Genomic DNA, 18,183 nt, shown 5'->3' on the forward strand with positions numbered 1-18,183 from the left:
ATTCTTGAACGAGGTGGTGCGCATGGCCGACACGCCGGTTTTTCAGGGACACCATCTGATCGAACAGAATGCGTTCGAGCAAAGCCAACTGCTGAAGTCGCTTGCCAGGAGTGGTCATTTCACGCTCCACGGACCCGACAACATTCTCAACCTGCCCGCGAACCCCGCGCTGGCAACCCGCCTGGGTATTTCGCCACACTCAGGCGGCCCGTTGAGTGCGTACACGGATCAACTGAAGTTCGTTCTCGACGACCTCACGGAAACCTACGATGGCCGAACCCTGCTGGCGAAGGATTCTCCGCCGGATGTGCGCGCTGCCGCCGCCGAGCGTATGGGTGCCCGCATCCAGAACCTGGAATACACCCTTCGCGCCGGCATCCTCAACGGCGACCTGGTCACCAACACGCCCGAGAACATGACCGCGGCGGAAGCCAACGCCAAGATCCGCACATTCTTCTCCGATCTGGACGGCTACCAGCGCACCCACGCCGCGCAAATTGCGGAACTGAAGACCCTCAACCCCTCCGAGTTGCGCTGGCGCGCTGTCACCCAGTCCGAAGCCAACGTGAAGGCGGCGCTGGATGCCATCGACGAACCCGGCAACTCGACCCTGAGCGAGCGCTGGGGTGGCCGCGCATCGATGGGCACCGCGATTCAGGAGGCCAACCAGGGCGGTCGCCTGCCGCTGACCGAGCACACCGCTGCCCGCGTACGCACTGCGTTCAACCCGGAAATGCCACTGACCATCGTGCGCCCTGGCCCGGCAAGCACGGCCCCGGAACTGGCTGGCTCTGCAGGGCGAGCGGGCGCTGCAGAAGGTGCCGCCGAAGCTGCCGCCGCGCGCGGACAGATTACCGGCGCCCGCGTACTCGGGGCCGCGGGTGTCGCCGCACTGGCCGTGGACTTCGCCATCACCGGCCACCGCGTGGCCGAGTTGCGCAGCGAGGGCAACGACGCCGGCGCAAAATCTGCGGCCACCCACTTCGTGGGGCGTACCGCGGGCGGCTTTGGCGGCGGCTTCCTGTTGGGCGCAGGGTACGGAGTCGTTACCGGCTCGTGGACCGGACCAGGTGCGCTGGCTACCGGGCTGCTGGGCGGTGTGGCCGGCGGCTTCGCCGGTGAGTACTGGGCCCAGTACCAGGACAAGAAAGCCGTTTACACCCAGGTGGACCGCAGTGGCAACGAATGGAGCCGCGACCCGGAGGATGCAGAGGGCACCTGGAGCCGCAGCGTGCGCACACCGCAGCCCGACGGAAGCTACCGCGAGATCACGATGGTCGCCGGTGGCCGGCTGGTGGACGAGCTGAACTACAAAGCCGCCAACGACTCATATTCACTGGGCATGGCCAACCTGCCCAGGCCGCAGCCCCCCTTCAAGCTCGATGCAGGCGGCGAGAGCACGCCGCCGCGCGAGCCGTTTGAAACCAACCGCCACTACGTGCGCAATCCGAACAACGGCGAATGGAACCTCTCCATCCACTCAATGATTGATGGACGCGTTCCCTTTGACTACAGCGTGCCCGTCGGCCCGGAAAAGTCCGGCCAACTGGAACGGGAATCGCAGCGCATCATTGCCCAGAACGCGGCAAACACGCCCGAGGCGCTCGCCGCCCGTTACCAGGTCGCGTTCAACCAGTACAACTGGCACGAGTTCGCCACCATTGAGCCGGTACCGGAGGTGATCACCAACGCGCTGACCCAGACGCAGCCCCTGCGCGCCTCCAACGGCGAGAAGTACACACAGGACGCCAACGGTCAGTGGCAAACGCCGGGTTGGGTGTATGGCACCAACCCGGCCGAGGGCAGCATCATCGAGGAGCTCAATCGTACGCGCCAGAGCCAGCAGGCCGGCGTACGGGAGCTGACGTCCATGGCCGACATCGCCCGGGCCAACCCCACGCCGACCGAGTACGGCCTGCGCAGCCAGGTGGTGGACGCCTACTGTAGTGCCGGCATTGTGCGCAGTGCCGAAGAGATTGATGACGCCGTAGCCGCCGTTGCCCAGGATCACGCACGCGCCGTGCCCGACTTCGGCACGTTCACGCTGCAGGTACAGAAGGATGGCTCGCTGGCCACCTTGGCGGGGAAGGATGACGAGCGCATGCAGATCGTTTCCGTTACCACGCCGGCGGAGATTGCACAGGCACACCTGCAGCGCACGACCGCTCCGCAGGAACAGCCATCCGCAGTCGCTCCTCCGAGCGCACCCTCGCCACATACCACCTCGCCTGCTACACAGCACAAAACTGAAGTAGACCAACACCACAGCACAGCGCCACGCCCGGAGAACGCCGGGCTGCTGGGGCAGTTGCGCTCGTCGGTGGCCATGCTGGATGAAAAGAACAACAAACCGTGGGACCAGAGCAGTGATCGCCTGCTGGCCAGCGCCTACAGGCTTGCGGCAGAGGCCGGGTTCAAACCCGGCGACAAAATAGACATGGCGTTGAATGAGGCCACCGAAACCCGTGCTGCGGGTACCACATTGTTCGTGACGCGCTCGGGGCCGGGCGCGTCATCGGACCCCGCCGCCAACCGGGTGCAGATGCCGACGCAGGACGCGCTGGCGGCGGCACCGGAGCAGCAGTATGCCGCGGCCAACCGGAGCCTCGGCGCTCAGGACCAGGAGCGGTCACAGCAGCTGGCGCAAGTGCAGGAGCAGCAGCAGGAAGAGAGCCGGCAGGGGCCGCGGATGGGCTGATGGCAGCGTGACAATGCATACTCCATGAAACGCAATGACCGGCCCGTCGGCGTCAGGCGCTGCGCAGGATCGCTACCGGGGCTTCCTTGGCTGCTCGTCGCGCCGGAACATAGGCTGCGGCCTGGCCCAACAGAAGCACCGTCAGTACGCCAATCGCGAGAAATGGCGCCTCGATCCTGGCTACCTCGTAGTACCGGGCCACGGCCATGTTCAGGCCGATGGCCAGTGCGGTACCGACCACAGACCCGGTGGCGGTGAGGATCAGGTTCTCCACCAGGAAGTACCGAAGGATGTCGGATTTCCGGGCGCCCAGTGCGCGCCGGATACCGATCTGTCGATACCGCTTGCGGACCCAGAAGCTGGCCAGTCCGTATACGCCCGTAGCGGTTACCACCAACAGCGCCAACCCGGAGCTCAGGAACATGATCGCCATGGTCTGATCGTGGCGGAAGTAGTCGGCGCGCAGCTCGCGGAACGAGGTGCTGCGGGAGATCGTGCGGTTCGCATCGCGCTTCGACAACGTGGCCTCACTGGACGCAATCACATCCGCCACTCGCCCATCCGCGGCACGGATGGCGAACATCACGCGAGGCCCGTCAGGAATCAGCGGCAGAATGAGTGACATGTCATTGTCTGCATCGGTCTTCAGAACAGGCCGGGAAAGCGTCTTGACCACGCCGACCACCTGGATGGGATGCTGCGCATCGGCATACAGGAACTTGCCGACGGCGCCGCCCTGCGGAAACAGCCTGTCTGCCAGTGCTTGGGAGACAACGGCCTCGCTCACCTTGTAGAGCCCGGCATAGTCGGCGCTGGCCTCCATTGGAACGAACGCTGTTGCAGAGAGGTCACGGCCGGCAACAAGGGTCAGACCCAGCACCTCGGCTGCTGGAGAAGATGCCGTGTAGACAGTCGGCTCTGCCTCGACGATCCCGGAGATATCATTCCCTTCAAGCACCTTGTTGGTGAACCCCACCGACCAACTGCGCTGGGAAAGGGGAAGCGACTCTGCTGCGACTACCTGTTCGACGCCTGGCTGTTGCCGGATGGCCTCCAGGTCAGTCCTGATCGAGGCTGAAGGGTTGGCTGCTGCAGGCCCCAGGTACTCGGTCTCGATGACGCCCAGGTTCGCCTCTTCCAGGCCCGTCTTGTAGGTGAGGGTTCCCAGCCGCTCGGACAGCAGAAACGCAAGGTTCGTCACGCACGCGGTGGCAACCAGCACCTGCACCAGAAGAATGGACGCGATGACGCGGTTTCGGGTGAGCGCGCGGACGATAAGGGGGATTTCTGCAATGCTCATTCTGAAACCTTGATCTGCATGGCCAGACGGCCTGAGGTAGCGCGCAGCGCAGGGAAGAACGCAGCGACGACACTGGAGACACACGCCAGGCCCACGGTGAGAACGGCCATGCTGAGGTCCATGCTTGCCAGCGAGGCGTAGTCTTCCGGCTGCATCCGCACAAGGTACAGGCCGGCCTCTGCAACGATCAGCCCTACCGCTCCCCCCAGGCCTCCAATGATCAGGGCTTCAGTGCAGAGCTGATAGATGACATCCTGCCGACGCGCACCCAGCGCCCGACGGACCGATATTTCATGGGACCGGCGGATGAAGCGGGCGAAGATCAAGGCACTCATGTTCAGCAGGCAAACGATCAGGAACCCCAGGCACAGCGCCAACTGCAGCTTCACCTCGTTCGGGATGATGCGATGCTCGACCAGGAAGTCCTTCAAGGACACCATCCGTGGTGTGGTAGCCCTGTCAAACCTTCCCGCCTGGCGCTGTGCACGTGCGTAGTTGCCCACAAAGCGCTCGTACTGCTCGACACTGGCCGCGTCAGGCAACTCGGCCCAGAACTGGATCCACGATGTGCGGGCGTCCCGCAGGCGATTGAGGGGTTTGTCACCGCTCCATGAGAAGACGCTGCTGGACACCGTCATCTGCATTTCTGCTGCAACTCCAATCGGGATGAAGAAGTCTTCGCGCCCTTTGAACACATCCTGCTGAAGGTCCGTATAGAAGCGAGGGCGCGGGCTCCACGGACCGGCAACCCCCACCACCGTGAATGCTTGGCCACCAAGCAGAACGGTTGTTCCCACCAGGGCTTCACTACCCAAACGAGCAGCCAGATCCTGACTCAGCACGACAACCCGTGCGTGGGCAGCATCATCTTCACGCGTCCAGGCCCTGCCCTGCACCACAGGGATGCCGAACATGGCAAACGCATCTGCAGTGACATACTGCCCCTGCGTGAAGAATGGAATCTGCACGCTGCGCTGGGCATCCACCAATAGACGAGCAGATGCCAGCGCAGTTTGATGGGAGGCCGGGGCCTGCTGAAGCAGGTTCTGTGCATCTACCCAGGTGAGGGCCACCCGCGGGTCCATGCCAGGCCTGACCTCGTAGGAGGTGGGGAGTGCGTCAATGAATGGGTGATAGAGATGCTCGCTTCGCCCCGGCAGTGGATCCCACGTCATTGTCCGCACGACAGTCAACATCGTCATGCTTGCGCCGATGCCCAATCCCAGCGCCAGGATCAACGCGGCGCTCATCCCCTTGGTTTCCAGAAGCCTTGTGCGGGCCAGCGCAAAGTAATAGCCGAACATGTACGTTTCTCTAATGCAGGAAGGTGGCCGCAGTCGGAATCACGTCCACCGGTTCAATCGAAATCCACGCTGTGCTGTTCTGCGCCCTGTCGCGGGCTTCCAGCAGATGCATCAGGCGGAAACGCGAGCGCTGGACGATCCGAACTATCGCTTCGATATCCTTCTCGCTGCGATCCTTGATTAAGGCCCTGGGTATCTTGTTCTGATTCAAGGCCTCCACAACGGCCTCCAGGGTCAGGTAGCTGAGCCGCTGGGTGGAGGCACTGTCGATGAAGATCGAGGCACTCTCCGCCATGCGCGGCAGAAACGCCGCCAACAAGGCCTGGATGCTGTCCTGGGAGTGGTTGAAGTCGGAGAAGACCATGTCTATTCCGCCGTCAAACGCGGGGGCTTGGGCAATTTCTGCGAAGCCGATCTCCCGCCAGTTGGCTACGACGTGACCGTCGACCCCGGCCCACTGGAATAGGTAATTCAGGAAGGCGGGATAGTCCTGCCGCATCTCCCGCAACGAATCGGCAAGCGGCCCCTGCAGGCCCTCAACAAATCTGCTACCTGGCTCGCTGAAGAAGTGCGAGCCATTGTCGTAGGTATGAATGACTCCGGCACCGTTCTCTCTCAGCGCACCGGCCATCCAGGCGGCAGTGACGCCAAATCCTGTTCCTAGTTCGACCACGGTGCTCGGGCGCATCCGCTTGACCAAGCAGTACAGCAGTACGCACAGGTCCTCACTCCCGTAGACCCACCCCATGGACTCACGCAGCGTGCTCAGCCTCTCAAGCAGCATTTGCACCTCCTGCGTTGCCGGCAAGCAACCACGCGTCCAACGCGTCCCGCACAGCAGCATCGGCGGCGACGGAACGAAGGTAAGGGGAGAATGCGTGGAAGGTGACTGCCTCATCCGCCACGTACAGGAGCATCTCTCCCGCTTCGGATCGGAAGGCGTGTGCGGCCGCTCGCGTTAGTTGCTCGCACACACCACCATCGACCTCAACGCTTTCACGGGGAAAGTGGATTCCGTTGTAGTCCCGCCCAAGGAACCACGCAACCACGGGGACGCCCTTCGGCCTGGAAACGTGGAACTGGTGTCTGCGGCGCTCTTCATCATCAAGCTGCCGTTCCTGCCGCCAGTCAAAAAGTGACCATACCGACTTCTGCATGGGGTCTTCGATGCGGGACAGGTCTGGTTCTTCGTAGCCAAAACTGTAGGCGAAGTCAGGCGTGTTCGCGCCTGGAAGAGCGCGTTCGAGTTCAAACCACTGCACGTTCAATGGAGCCAGGCACCGGGACACACCGCGCGTGCCCGTGTCGTGACAGAGGCTCACCCCCAGCGCCAGAAGCGGCTGCAGGCGGATATGGAACCAGCGGGCGTCCACTCCGCGCTCGGCCAAAAACTGTTCGATCTGCGTTCCTGCCAGTGAGAAGACCCGATTCACCACATTGGCTCCGCGGAAAAGACGCTCGAGATGCGCACCTGGGCTCAAGCGAAGTACTTCGGGCCAGGGCTGGCCCTCCATTACCGGGATCAGTTCATCGATGTGCATGGCAGGGACACCTGTAGCCACGGCCCGCAGGGCGACCGGGTCAAGGTGATCCGCATGGATGACGACCGTTCTGCTCATTGCTGCCACTCCCCATAGCGATACTGCCGCTTCATTTCGGCCTGCATTCGATCGATCATCTGCCCAACCTCACTATTGATGGCGTCCTTGGTCATCAACCGACCACTGAGATCCTGCTCGATCAGGAAGCCGGCAGCGCAGACGGCCAGCCTGCGTTGGACGTGGCGCTTGGCGGTTTCACCCAGGTCCGGCGAGACTTCAAGATGACGTTTCAGCAAGCGGTGGCACACGTAGTAGACGAAGACAGCGTGGATGTAGGAGGAGTTGGGAATGGGATTCCCGGACCAGGGAGATACGACACGATGCTGGTAGTCATTGGCAACGAAGAATCCGTTGGCCAGCTCCCATGCGGCCAGATAGTTGTGGGTGCTTTCATGCATGATGCTCTCCATGCATGCCTCAACCAGAAGTTCAGGGTTATGCGTGTTCAGCAGTCGAATGGAACCCGGCTGCCTCGGCACATGCTCCGAGCCGTAGCGGCCGGCTTCATCGGAGGTGACGTCTGCCGACTTGCGTACGGTGATCCGCCGGACGAAGTTGCGGATGAGAAGGCCGTACATGGGTTCTGCACTATCGATCGCCGCCAGTGCGTCTGACAGCTTTCGCGAGACATGCTCGCGCTCCGCATCGGTCAGCGGCAGGCACGGTTGGCTCAGCACTCCAGAGCGTGGCTCATGATGCCGCGCCGGTGGGCTCTCAAGATCCAACGCGATACAGTCACCCAGCTTCGGCAACTGCCGAAGGGTCCACACGCCCGTGGCATCCTTTTCCGCAACGCAGTCTCCAACCGGACTGTAGAGCTGCCACTGCCGCGCCTCCCTCAGGTACCTGCCGGTCCGTCCCTGTGCCAGTTCGGCGATCGACTTCTCCCGAGCGATGATGTCGTGCAGCGCGCCAAGCGCGCGGGCCTGTTCCTCTGCCCTCTCCTGCTCGTCGGCTCCCGCCTCCAGCCTACCCTTCCGTGCGGACTCCAGGCACAGATACTGCTCACAGAACTCGGAACTGAGCAGTACGCGGGCTTGGTGATCGGCACCGATTGACTGGTACATCTGGAGCATGACACGAGCCATGGCCCCGTACTGCTGGTCGGCAAGCACTTCCTGAAGTCGCGCTCTCATCCTGCGGAGTCTTGACCAGAGGATGCCCTCGACGACCGACTCCATGCTTTCTGTTGCATCTGCGATTTCCATCAGGCAGATCGGGTTCTTTACATCTGGCGGTTGGGCCTGGGCCATCGAACTCATTCTCCTACTCCATGTGGTGATCTCCGTCCTCGCCACTTGCTCCTGGCCGCTCTTATCCACCTTCAAATCCACTTTGAGGCCCAAGATAAAAAGCCACCTCCGGCCTCCATAGGCGCTGCATGACAGTGATTCACGTGCAAGGGGCGGAGAGATCCCCGCCCCTCTCTCTTCAGACGTCGAATCGGGAATCCGCGGCAATGCGCGAAGCAAATGCCATCTGCTTGCTCGCCGTGTCATGATGGTGATGGGATCCGAATGAATCGGAGTGATGGTGCCCATCTGCGAGAAGCGCGGATTTTTCGTCTCTGAACTCACTGATGCTCAGAGACTGCATATCCGCCTGGATGGACGTCGACGCCGCAATGTCATTGGCGAAATTTCCGTTCGATGCAGCAGCAGAAGCCGAACCTGCGGCCGCGACACCCGCAATGATCAGCGTGATGGACGAGAGAGTCTTTACAGCAGTGCGTTGGGTCATTTTCTTTACTCCATGTAGTGGTGGGCATTTGATCTTCTGAGCTGCGAACGCGATCAGCGTTGTGGCTCAACTTGATTCAACGGCCCGCCGGCATCCAGCTGCAACCTCGCTGCTGTGCCGCGCACAGCTTCCGCCGCGTTTGGGCGGTTGCGCCCCAGCTTTCACTGCGTGCAGAGGGCAACCATCACGAGTCGAGTGCTTGAATTTGCGCTTGCGTGCTGGCCCTGAAAGGACGTCACTGTCGCTAACGTCTTGGCCAAAGATAGTGAGGACGCGGCGTTCATCCCGTATCGCCACGTGTCAGAAGCAGCGTCCTCAGCGCAATCAAGAAGATATTCGTGCGAGAACCGACATATGTAGAACTGCTACAGAATTGACGATCTGTATTGGCGCTCACACACTTCCCCGCACGCCCTGTGCAAGGGAGCATAGGAAGGGGAGTATTCATGGAGTTCCGCACTGATTCACTGTCCGCCCGGATCCGCGTTGCGCGTATCAGCAACGGGCTATCTCAAACCGATCTCGCCAAAGCCCTGAACGTGAACCGGGCGACGGTGGGCCACTGGGAACGCGAACTAGGCTTCGTGCCGTCTATCGACCATCTGCATGCGTTGAGCAGGGTCACGTGCGTGAGCGTATCTTGGCTGATTGCGGGGGACACCATCGCCGATGGTGGGAAGCCTGAAGGCATGCGCCTGCAGATGGAAGCCCACATGTTGACGGCATCGCGCAACCTTCCGATCTCCCTCCTCGACAACATTGTTGAGTTGATGAGGTCTGCCGAACGACATATCTGACGTCGTCCCGACGACTGAACCACACGTAGTGGCTGGCCGGACAAATCCTATACACACCGCCGGAGTACTCCGATGGTGATCGGCGCACCGCCGCCTCACCATCAAACGCCCCTCCGCAGGAATCCACACATGAGCCTGGCGCTGGTCCACAGCCGCGCCCGCGCCGGGGTCGATGCCCCGCTGGTGCGGGTGGAAGTGCATCTCTCTGGCGGCCTGCCTGTCACTCAGATTGTGGGCCTGGCCGAAACCAGCGTGCGCGAATCGCGCGAGCGTGTGCGTGCCGCCCTGCTCTGCGCGCGCTTCGACTTCCCGCAGCGGCGCATCACGTTGAACCTGGCGCCTGCCGACCTGCCCAAGGAAGGCGGCCGCTACGACCTCGCCATCGCGCTGGGCATTCTGGCGGCCAGCGGCCAGGTCGATCCACAGTCGCTGCTGCAGTACGAATTCCTGGGCGAGCTTGGCCTGACCGGTGAACTGCGGCCTGTGGCTGGAGCGCTGCCAGCAGCGATTGCGGCAGCCGAAGCCGGGCGCATCCTGGTGGTGCCGCCGGGCAATGCCGCAGAAGCTGCTCTGGCCGAGCACGCCGATGTGCGGGTGGCCCGTACCCTGCTGGAATGCTGCGCGGGGCTTGGCAATCCGCGCCTGCTGCCGCCAGTAGAGCGCGTGGACACGACGCCGTTGCCACTGCCCGATCTGGCCGACGTGCGCGGGCAGGCGCACGCACGACGCGCGTTGGAAGTGGCCGCAGCGGGAGGGCATCATCTGTTGTTGATCGGCAGTCCTGGCTGCGGCAAGACGCTGCTGGCCTCACGCCTGCCCAGCCTGTTGCCGGACACCGAGGAAGCCGAGGCGTTGCAGCTGGCTGCGATTGCCTCAGTCAGTGGCGAAGGGTTGGACCCAAGACGATGGCGGCAGCGGCCCTTTCGGGCGCCGCACCACAGTGCCAGTGCGGCGGCGCTGGTGGGCGGCGGCAACCCGCCCTGCCCCGGCGAAATCTCGCTGGCCCATCACGGTGTCCTTTTCCTTGATGAGCTTCCAGAGTGGAACCGCAGCGCGCTGGAAACCCTGCGCGAGCCGCTGGAATCCGGCCACATCCGCATCGCCCGCGCGGCGCGCAGCGTGCAGTATCCCGCGCGGTTCCAGCTGGTGGCAGCGATGAACCCCTGCCCGTGTGGCTGGGCCGGCGACCGAAGCAACCGCTGCCTGTGCAGCGACGAACGTATCAACCGCTACCGCGCGCGGGTGTCCGGCCCGCTGCTGGACCGTATCGACCTGCATATCAGCGTGACGCGCATGGACGCGGTGGAGCTGCGGGAGAGCACGCCGCTGGGTGAGCCCAGTGCATCGGTGCGTGAGCGGGTGGAAGCCGCCCATGCCCGGCAGCAGGCGCGTGGTGGGCTGAATGCACATCTGCCACCGGCGGCGCTGCGTGCCTGCACGAGGCTGAGCGAGGCCGATCAGGATCTGTTGGAGCAGGCGATTGAACGCCTGCAACTTTCTGCGCGAGCGATGCACCGGATTCTGCGGGTGGCGCGCACGATTGCTGATCTGGCGGGTTGCGAGGTGATCCAGACGGCGCATCTGGCTGAAGCGATCGGGTATCGGCAGTTGGATCGGGGAAAGCCTTAGAAATGCCGGTCGGGTTGGCTCTTGGTGGAGTCGACCGTTGGTCGACTCGCGCGCGAAGCGCGGCCTTCTGTGAAGTAGATGCAAAGAGCGGTCGACTAACAGTCGACCCCACCAAGGGCAGGCATCACGCCGCGGAATCCACCCACCCACGCTTCGCCAGCAACGCCACCCGACGGCTGACCAGCGCGTGCAGCTCCGCCAGCTCCGACGCCCGGTCAGCCGTCATGTTCCCGCCAAACAGCACCCGCGACAACGCCGCCTCGTCGCTGTCGTGCGGGTGCTGCCAACGGTCCCGGTACACCTTCTGGCAGACCAGCCAGGCCTGACGCAGCCCTCCGCCGGGCAGCGGGCGGACCACGCGTTCGTAGACCTGCCAGAACTGGTACTCGGCCCGCAGGTCGATTTCAGGCGCCACGGACAGCGCCTGCCGGGGCCGTCCCGGGCTCCGGATGTCGAACAACGGTGATCGCGAGTTGTACTGAGCCATGCCGACAGCATGACCCAGCAACATTGTGGGAACCTTGCGTCGCCGCCAGAAAATCCCTGTTTATTGCGCAAGGCGGGTTTGTGGGCGGATCTGGGCACCTGCCTGGGGGCCGCCAAGTGCATCCACGCATGGCGTGGATCTACTTAGAACGCCATCGAGGTACTGAACATCAGCTGCCGAGGCGCGCTGCGCTGCAGGGTCTGGTAATCCCCCGAGAACGACGAGCCGGCGATGGTGGCGGTGCCGATGTTGTGGCGGTTGAACAGATTACTCACGTCCAGCCGCAGCTCGAGCCCCGGCACCGCGCTGTCCGCACCGAAGCGGTAGGCGGCATAGGTGTTGACCTGCCAGAAGGTCGGCACGCGGATGTCATTCTCGTAGGTGAAGGGCTGGCGCAGGTACGAGGTGCTGGTGGCACCGAAGCGCCAGTCACCGAAATGCGCCGACAGGTCGCTGACCAGCGAGATCTGCGGGTAGCCCGGCTGGGCATTGCCCTTGATCGGGTACACCGTGTCGCCCACCACGAAATCGCTGTCGTAGTACGAACGGGCCACCGCCACGCCCTGATAGAACTGCAGGTGGTCGGTCAGGTCGGCGGTGATGCCGAGGTCGGCGCCGATCACGTGCATCTTCGGCATCAGCCGCACCGTGTTGATCTGCGCGAACTGGGTGCCAATGGCCGCCGACAGCAGGCGGTTGCGGATGTCGTTGTAGAACACGTCACCGGTGATCGTCAGCCGGTCGAAGCGATGCGACGCGCCGACGGTCAGATTCCAGTTCTTCTCCGGGCGCAGCGTGCCGGCCACGCGGTCGAACTCTTCCTGGTCGGTGATGGTCCACGCGGAGGCGGTGTAGCCGATGTTGCCGCGCTGCGCCACGCGATAGCCGTTCATGGTATTGGCCAAGTCGATGAAGGCGTCGGTGGATTCGGTCGGGCTCCAGAACAGCGAGACGTGCGGCAGGAAGTTGCTCTTCGCGCGCAGCGTGCCGTTCACCGGGCGATCCTTGGCATCACCCAGGCCGCCACCGCTGGTGCGGAAGTCCACGGCCTTGAAGCCGACACCCAGCTTCAGCGTGTCGTTCAACACGATGTCGTCCTGCAGGTAGAACTGGCGCGAGCGGGTCACCCAGCTCGATGCGTTGTCGGTCTTGAACGCAGGTCCGTACACATCGAACGGACCGGTGGCCTTCAGCGGCGGGCCCTCGCCAAGCAGCGGCTGCTGGTACCACTCGGTCTTGGCTGCGGCCTTGCTCTTCTCCTGCCAGAAACCGGCGGTGAAGGTGTGCGCGCCGGTCTCGAACTGCAGGTTGACCATGCCACCCAGCCGATTCACACGCGGCGTCTGCACCTGTTCGGAGAACGGTGCGCCGTTTGGCGACGGCACGGTCGGGTCGGTCAGCGTAGCCTGGGTGTGGCTGTTGGCGTTGTACAGCTGCACGTTGCCGCTCAGCGCCGGGGTGATCTGGAAGCGATGGTTGATCGAGGACACGCGGTCGCGAGTGATCTGGCCAGTGTCGTACGGGATCAGTTCGGACAGCTCACCGCAGGTGTAGGCGCCGCAGGACTTGTCCGCATTCTCCGGCGAGGCCACGTACCAGGCCCACGCGTAGTCCGGATAGAAGATGTCGGCCTCCCAGCCCAGCTTGCGGATCATGTCGAAGGAGATGTTGTTGTAGCCCCAGACCTTGGCCTTGCTGTCGGACAGGAACACGGTGAAGTCACCCCAGGCGACATCCTGCTGCAGCTTCAGGTCGCCGCGCAGGAAGTTCTGGGTGCCCTCGCCCTGGTACTTGTCGGCAGACACACGCTGCAGGTCGACCAGCACTTTCGGGCCATGCTCGCCGAGCTGGCCACTCTGCCCGGACACGGTGGTGACCAACGTGTTGTTGCTGCCCACGCCCTGTTTCACGCGCAGGCTGGGCGTGTCCTGCAGCTCGCGCAGGCGGTATTCCAGGCTGCCGCCGTTGACGCTGCTGGAGAACACGCTGACCGGTGCGCCACCGGGGCTGACCGTGATCGCGCCGATGCCATCGGGCACGCCCACGTTCACCACGCTGGTGCCGGTGAGCGAGAGGAAGCCGTTGTCGTTCAGTGGCACGCCTTCGAAGGTGATGCCCATTTCATTCATGCGGAAGCCGCGCACGAACAAGCTGGTGGCGGAGATATCCAGGCCCAGCCCATCGGTGGCGGTGTAGCTGGCGCCCGGCACCTGCTTGAGCATGGCCAGGCCGTTGTTGCCGGTGACCATCGCGTCGAGGTCTTCAGCCTTGATGATGTAGCGGTTGGGGCCAACCACCTGGGTAGGCGCAACGGCCGCGCCGCGTGGCGTGGCGATGACCTGCAGCGCGTTCAAGGTGGTGGGGGTGTCATGTGTGGCATCGTGCGTTTCTGCGGCGTACGCAGGTGCGGTGATGGCCGTGATGATGGCCAGAGCGAGGCGCGTCGTGGGTGGGGTGTTCATGGGCAGATCCAGGGTGCAGGGAGAGAGCGGCGCCGGCGCACGCCCAGCGCGTTGCAGCACCGGTGTCGGCGCTTTGGCTGGCGATGCGATTGCGTTGAGGGAGTGACGGCGCGGTGCGCGCCGGTCAGCAGACGAGGACGATCATCTGCTGCGGGATTCGATGGGGTGATTTCGACGTGCGAAATTCTTGCATCGCACTGCCGCATCCGCCATTGCGCGGTGGTACAGCGCGGATGGCGATGGGGATGGGTGGGCTATACGTGGGTATAGCCTGGGTCGGCGCATACGGTGCGCGTGTGCCAACCAAGGTTGGCACCTACCGAGGCGGACGGGACCCGGTAGAGGCCGACCTTGGTCGGCGCATACGGCGTGCGTGTGCCAACCAAGGTTGGCACCTACCAGGGCGGATGGGACTTGGTAGAGGCCGACCTTGGTCGGCGCATACGGCGTGCGTGCGCCAACCAAGGTTGGCACCTACCAGGGCACAGGGGCGCGCGGTTACTGCAGGACGAAACGCTCAATGGCGCGCGCCACGCCTTCGTCTGCATTGCTGGTGGTCTCGAACCGCGCCACCGCCTTCACCGCGTCGATGGCATTGCCCATCGCCACACTGGTACCGGCGTACTGCAGCATGGTCAGGTCATTCTCCTGGTCACCGATGGCCATCACGTTGGCGCGGTCGATGCCCAGGTGCTCGGCCAGCTTCTGCAGGCTCGGGCCCTTGCCGGCGCGGTGGTCGAACACTTCCAGGAAGAACGGTGCGCTCTTCAGCACCGCGAAGCGCTCGGTCAGTTCGCTGGGCAGGCGCGCGATGGCGGCATCCAGCACGTCGGGCGCGTCGATCATCATCAGCTTGATGAAGGACATCGACGGGTCCATGTCTTCCACGCGGCGATAGGACAGCGGCATCCGCGAGAGATGCGAGTCGGCCACGGTGTAGTAGCTGATGTCCTGGTTGGGCGTATACATGCGCCGGCTGTCCAGCGCCTGGAAGTGCACACCCAGGTCTCGGGCCACCTGCTCGCAGAACAGGAAGTCGTCGAAGCTGAGCGGATACTCGACCACGGTTTCGCGCGTGCCGATGCGCTGCACCAGGCCACCATTGCAGGCGATGCAGTAGTCGTCGTCGCCTGTGATGCCCAGCTCGTGCAGGAACGGTGCCAGGCCGGGAACCGGGCGGCCACTGGTCAGCACGATGTGCACGCCCAGCGCGCGCGCCTGCGCGATCGCCTGCTTGGCCCGCGCGGTGAGGGTGTGGCTGGGGTCCAGCAGGGTGCCATCCATATCGATGGCGACCAGTTCGATGGTCGATTGCCTGCGGCCCATGTCCATTGCGTTCAACTCGTGCGGGGCACGCCAGTTTAACCCCTCATGCCCGGTTCACCTCTTTGCCCACGTTGGCCGGGATACTGCGGGAGCCTGTGCGTCCCCCACCGCAGGACGGCCCGCTGACCGCCCTTCCCTGGAGAACCTTGCGACGCATGACCTACCGTGCCCCCGAAACCAATGACAGCGCGCCCCTGGCCGAGCAGATCGAGCAGATGATCGACGAGCTGCCCGGCGACCAGGTCAGCGTCGGTATCCTGCTCAGCGCACTGGGCGATGAAGGCCTGCTGCTGATCGTGATCCTGCTCTCGGCCATCTTCATCATTCCGGTGTCGATTCCGGGGCTGAGCACGGTGTTTGGTGCCTCGATCCTGCTGATCGGCCTGAGCCGCGTACGCAACCGCCCGCTGTGGGTGCCGCAGAAACTGGCGCGCCGCGAGATCGCCACCGACAAGCTGAAGGCCAACCTGGGCCGTGCGCTGAAATGGGTGCACCGCATGGAGCGGCTGTCGCGGCCGATGCGGCTGGCGGTGATGGTGCGCTCGAAGAAGATGATGCGCCTGAACAACCTGATGCTGGTGTTCGCGACCCTGCTGCTGATGGCGCCGGCTGGGCCGATTCCGTTCAGCAATACCTTGCCGGCACTGGCGCTGATGTCCTTTGCGATCGGCTTCATCCAGCGCGATGGTGCGGCGGTGGCGGCTGGTTATGGTTTCGTGGTGGCTACGGTGGTGTATTTCGGCGTGCTGCTGGGTGGCGTGGGGTTTGCCGCCGAGTCGGTGTTCAGTGGATTCCGCGCTGCGCCTTCGGAAATGTAGAGCCGAGCCCAGGCTCGGCGGCTTATGGCTTTTTGTAGAGTCGAGCCATGCTCGACTGCTGCTGGCAAAAGCAGTCGAGCATGGCTCGACTCTACAAGGCCAGATCCAACGCAGTCGAGCGTGGCTCGACGCTACAGAACTACTTGGCTGACACCCGCCACACCACGTCGCCCACGTCATCGGCGACCAGCAATGCACCCTCGGCATCCATGGCCATGCCCACTGGCGCGCCCATCAGCGTCTTCTCGTCCTTGGAGGCGAAACCACTGACCACGGTCTGCGGCCGCCCGGTCGGCTTGCCGTCCTTGAACGGTACGTAGACCACTTCGTAACCGCTCAATGGTGAGCGATCCCAGCTGCCGTGCTCGCCGATGAAGGCGCCGCCGTGGTACTGCGCCGGCAGTGCCTGGCCGGTGTAGAACAGCAGGCCCAGCGGTGCCACGTGCGAGCCGATGGCGTAGTCCGGCGTGATGGCTTTCGCCACCAGGTCCGGCCGCTGCGGCTGCACGCGCTCGTCCACGTGCTGACCGTAGTAGCTGTAGGGCCAGCCGTAGAAGCCATCTTCCTTCACCGAGGTGAGGTAATCGGGCACCAGATCCGCACCGATTTCATCGCGTTCGTTCGCCACGGCCCACAGCGTGCCGGTGCTCGGCTCCCAGTCCAGTCCGGTCGGGTTGCGGATGCCCGACGCAAAGATGCGGCTGCCACGGGTGGCCACGTCCACTTCCAGCACCACCGCACGGCGGTACTCGACGGCCAGGCCGTTCTCGGTGATGTTGCTGTTGGAACCCACGCCCACATACAGCTTGCTGCCATCACGGCTGGCCAGCAGTTCCTTGGTCCAGTGGTGGTTGATGGTGCTGGGCAGGTCGGTGAACTCGCGGCCCTTGTCGGACATGCGGGTTTCACCAGGCACGTAGTGATACTGCATGATGTTGCCGGTGTTGGCCACGTACAGCGTGTCGCCGATCAGCTGGATGCCGAACGGCGAATGCAGGCCTTCGATGTAGACATGCTGGGGCCAGTTGTTCGTGCCCGGCGTGCGGCGCAGCAGGGTGACCCGGTTGCCGCCTTTGCCGGCCTTGCCCGAGCGCGCCTTCACTTTGCCGGCGATCCACTGCTTGGGCGTGGTGACCGGTTCTTCACCGGGGCCGTTGCCTTCCACCACCAGCACATCGCCATTGGGCAGGGTCAGCAGACGCCGCGGATGCTCCAGGTTGGCGGCGATGCGTTCGATCTTCAGGCCTTCGGCCACCGTGGGCGACTGGCCATCGGCCCAGCCCACGCCGCGTGGCACCTGCATCGGCGGCATCAGGAAGTTCTTCGGTGCCGGCAGAGGCGGCTTCGCACCGGATTGGTCGGTGGGGTGGTATTCGGCCTTGCCGGCACAGGCCGACAGCATCACGGCCAGCGCCAGGGCGCCCACGGTAGGCAGGATGTGCTTAGCCATGACGGCCTCCCTGCAGCACCGGCGGCTGCAGTGACAGCAGGATCAGGCCCAGGGCGATCAGGGCCACGGTCAGCGCCGACAGGATCGTGCCCGGCACGGCAACGGCATACGCATCGCGGCTGTGCACGAAGGCATTCCAGATCGCCAGCAGCACCGCGACCAGGTTGAGGAAGAAGTCGATGCGGTCGATGCGGGTGGCGGTGCCGTTGCGGCGCCAGACCGTGAACAGGTTGATCAGGCGAGGAATGACGGCGATCAGCAGGCCGAAGGTGATCAGCCAGGCGGCGGCCTTGCCCCACATCACCTCGGCGCTGTTGAGATAGATCGCGTCGAAGATCAGCGCGCCGACGAAGAAGCCGAAGGGTATCGGGTTCAACAGGCTGAACAGCGTGGTGCCAAGGCCGCGATGGGCCTGGGCCAGAGGGTTGACCATCATCGTGCTCCGTGCGGAAGGGCGCACGGGCTGTAGTAGCACAGCCGGACGTGAGGGGGCGCGATGATGCCGGGTGGATCCACGCCATGTGTGGATGCGGATGCCAACCCAGGTTGGCGCCTACCAGATGCGGGCCGC

At 63.8% G+C, this 18,183-nt stretch carries 15 protein-coding genes; 4 read left to right on the top strand and 11 right to left on the bottom strand.

Annotated features, from left to right (window positions below; all coding sequences use genetic code 11):
• Positions 1-22 precede the first annotated feature (22 nt).
• Positions 23-2,698: an XVIPCD domain-containing protein gene (locus AC5O77_RS04095; RefSeq protein WP_478057516.1), complete on the top strand. Its 2,676-nt coding sequence runs from the start codon at positions 23-25 to the stop codon at positions 2,696-2,698.
• Between the two features lie 52 nt (positions 2,699-2,750).
• On the opposite strand, the gene AC5O77_RS04100 is transcribed toward AC5O77_RS04095, so the two are convergent.
• From AC5O77_RS04100 to AC5O77_RS04125, 6 genes are all read right to left on the bottom strand, one after another.
• On the bottom strand, positions 2,751-3,998 hold the full coding sequence (locus AC5O77_RS04100; protein WP_478057517.1) for an FtsX-like permease family protein: 1,248 nt from the start codon (positions 3,996-3,998) through the stop codon (positions 2,751-2,753).
• Positions 3,995-5,302 carry an ABC transporter permease gene (locus AC5O77_RS04105; protein ID WP_100469831.1) on the bottom strand — a complete coding sequence of 436 codons (1,308 nt, stop codon included), beginning with the start codon at positions 5,300-5,302 and terminating at the stop codon, positions 3,995-3,997. Before AC5O77_RS04105 ends, AC5O77_RS04100 begins: the two co-directional genes overlap by 4 nt.
• A gap of 10 nt (positions 5,303-5,312) precedes the next feature.
• Positions 5,313-6,086, bottom strand: coding sequence for a class I SAM-dependent methyltransferase (locus tag AC5O77_RS04110; RefSeq protein ID WP_032973517.1), 774 nt, complete (start codon positions 6,084-6,086; stop codon positions 5,313-5,315).
• Positions 6,076-6,921 carry a hypothetical protein gene (locus AC5O77_RS04115; protein ID WP_494506503.1) on the bottom strand — a complete coding sequence of 282 codons (846 nt, stop codon included), beginning with the start codon at positions 6,919-6,921 and terminating at the stop codon, positions 6,076-6,078. Before AC5O77_RS04115 ends, AC5O77_RS04110 begins: the two co-directional genes overlap by 11 nt.
• Positions 6,918-8,165 carry a hypothetical protein gene (locus tag AC5O77_RS04120; RefSeq protein ID WP_494506504.1) on the bottom strand — a complete coding sequence of 416 codons (1,248 nt, stop codon included), beginning with the start codon at positions 8,163-8,165 and terminating at the stop codon, positions 6,918-6,920. The genes AC5O77_RS04115 and AC5O77_RS04120 overlap by 4 nt, the downstream gene beginning before the upstream one ends.
• A gap of 169 nt (positions 8,166-8,334) precedes the next feature.
• Entirely contained in the window at positions 8,335-8,643 is a 309-nt protein-coding gene (locus tag AC5O77_RS04125) for a hypothetical protein (RefSeq protein WP_494506505.1), read from the bottom strand.
• A 446-nt stretch (positions 8,644-9,089) separates the two neighbouring features.
• Here AC5O77_RS04125 and AC5O77_RS04130 point away from each other — a divergent pair, with 446 nt between their 5' ends.
• A complete protein-coding gene (locus tag AC5O77_RS04130; protein WP_032973525.1) occupies positions 9,090-9,440 on the top strand; it encodes a helix-turn-helix domain-containing protein in 351 nt (116 codons plus the stop codon).
• A 129-nt stretch (positions 9,441-9,569) separates the two neighbouring features.
• Complete coding sequence (locus AC5O77_RS04135) at positions 9,570-11,069, top strand: YifB family Mg chelatase-like AAA ATPase (protein ID WP_478057521.1); 1,500 nt, start codon at positions 9,570-9,572, stop codon at positions 11,067-11,069.
• 124 nt (positions 11,070-11,193) lie between these two features.
• Here AC5O77_RS04135 and AC5O77_RS04140 read toward each other — a convergent pair whose 3' ends face one another.
• The 3 genes from AC5O77_RS04140 to yidA form a co-directional block, all read right to left on the bottom strand.
• Positions 11,194-11,580, bottom strand: a complete 387-nt coding sequence (locus tag AC5O77_RS04140; RefSeq protein ID WP_494506506.1) for a hypothetical protein — start codon at positions 11,578-11,580, stop codon at positions 11,194-11,196.
• A gap of 119 nt (positions 11,581-11,699) precedes the next feature.
• Positions 11,700-14,018: a TonB-dependent receptor gene (locus AC5O77_RS04145; protein WP_478057523.1), complete on the bottom strand. Its 2,319-nt coding sequence runs from the start codon at positions 14,016-14,018 to the stop codon at positions 11,700-11,702.
• Between the two features lie 498 nt (positions 14,019-14,516).
• A complete protein-coding gene (gene yidA / locus AC5O77_RS04150; protein ID WP_032127107.1) occupies positions 14,517-15,350 on the bottom strand; it encodes a sugar-phosphatase in 834 nt (277 codons plus the stop codon).
• Positions 15,351-15,499: 149 nt separating this feature from the next.
• On the opposite strand from yidA, the gene AC5O77_RS04155 reads away from it, so the two are divergent.
• Positions 15,500-16,162, top strand: a complete 663-nt coding sequence (locus AC5O77_RS04155) for an exopolysaccharide biosynthesis protein (protein ID WP_494506507.1) — start codon at positions 15,500-15,502, stop codon at positions 16,160-16,162.
• A 139-nt stretch (positions 16,163-16,301) separates the two neighbouring features.
• Here AC5O77_RS04155 and AC5O77_RS04160 read toward each other — a convergent pair whose 3' ends face one another.
• Both AC5O77_RS04160 and AC5O77_RS04165 read right to left on the bottom strand, forming a co-directional pair.
• Positions 16,302-17,612, bottom strand: a complete 1,311-nt coding sequence (locus AC5O77_RS04160; protein WP_478057524.1) for a PQQ-dependent sugar dehydrogenase — start codon at positions 17,610-17,612, stop codon at positions 16,302-16,304.
• Entirely contained in the window at positions 17,605-18,045 is a 441-nt protein-coding gene (locus tag AC5O77_RS04165) for a DUF2231 domain-containing protein (protein WP_478057525.1), read from the bottom strand. Before AC5O77_RS04165 ends, AC5O77_RS04160 begins: the two co-directional genes overlap by 8 nt.
• Between the last annotated feature and the right edge of the window lie 138 nt (positions 18,046-18,183).

Source organism: Stenotrophomonas sp. INTA L402-1, assembly GCF_059295135.1.

Coding starts and splice junctions, on each gene's coding strand:
- AC5O77_RS04165 (WP_478057525.1), bottom strand. CDS start 18,045: ATGGTCAACCCTCTGGCCCAGGCCCATCGCGGCCTTGGCACCACGCTG.
- AC5O77_RS04095 (WP_478057516.1), top strand. CDS start 23: ATGGCCGACACGCCGGTTTTTCAGGGACACCATCTGATCGAACAGAAT.
- yidA (WP_032127107.1), bottom strand. CDS start 15,350: ATGGACATGGGCCGCAGGCAATCGACCATCGAACTGGTCGCCATCGAT.
- AC5O77_RS04160 (WP_478057524.1), bottom strand. CDS start 17,612: ATGGCTAAGCACATCCTGCCTACCGTGGGCGCCCTGGCGCTGGCCGTG.
- AC5O77_RS04105 (WP_100469831.1), bottom strand. CDS start 5,302: ATGTTCGGCTATTACTTTGCGCTGGCCCGCACAAGGCTTCTGGAAACC.
- AC5O77_RS04120 (WP_494506504.1), bottom strand. CDS start 8,165: ATGAGTTCGATGGCCCAGGCCCAACCGCCAGATGTAAAGAACCCGATC.
- AC5O77_RS04110 (WP_032973517.1), bottom strand. CDS start 6,086: ATGCTGCTTGAGAGGCTGAGCACGCTGCGTGAGTCCATGGGGTGGGTC.
- AC5O77_RS04125 (WP_494506505.1), bottom strand. CDS start 8,643: ATGACCCAACGCACTGCTGTAAAGACTCTCTCGTCCATCACGCTGATC.
- AC5O77_RS04115 (WP_494506503.1), bottom strand. CDS start 6,921: ATGAGCAGAACGGTCGTCATCCATGCGGATCACCTTGACCCGGTCGCC.
- AC5O77_RS04155 (WP_494506507.1), top strand. CDS start 15,500: ATGACCTACCGTGCCCCCGAAACCAATGACAGCGCGCCCCTGGCCGAG.
- AC5O77_RS04130 (WP_032973525.1), top strand. CDS start 9,090: ATGGAGTTCCGCACTGATTCACTGTCCGCCCGGATCCGCGTTGCGCGT.
- AC5O77_RS04135 (WP_478057521.1), top strand. CDS start 9,570: ATGAGCCTGGCGCTGGTCCACAGCCGCGCCCGCGCCGGGGTCGATGCC.
- AC5O77_RS04100 (WP_478057517.1), bottom strand. CDS start 3,998: ATGAGCATTGCAGAAATCCCCCTTATCGTCCGCGCGCTCACCCGAAAC.
- AC5O77_RS04140 (WP_494506506.1), bottom strand. CDS start 11,580: ATGTTGCTGGGTCATGCTGTCGGCATGGCTCAGTACAACTCGCGATCA.
- AC5O77_RS04145 (WP_478057523.1), bottom strand. CDS start 14,018: ATGAACACCCCACCCACGACGCGCCTCGCTCTGGCCATCATCACGGCC.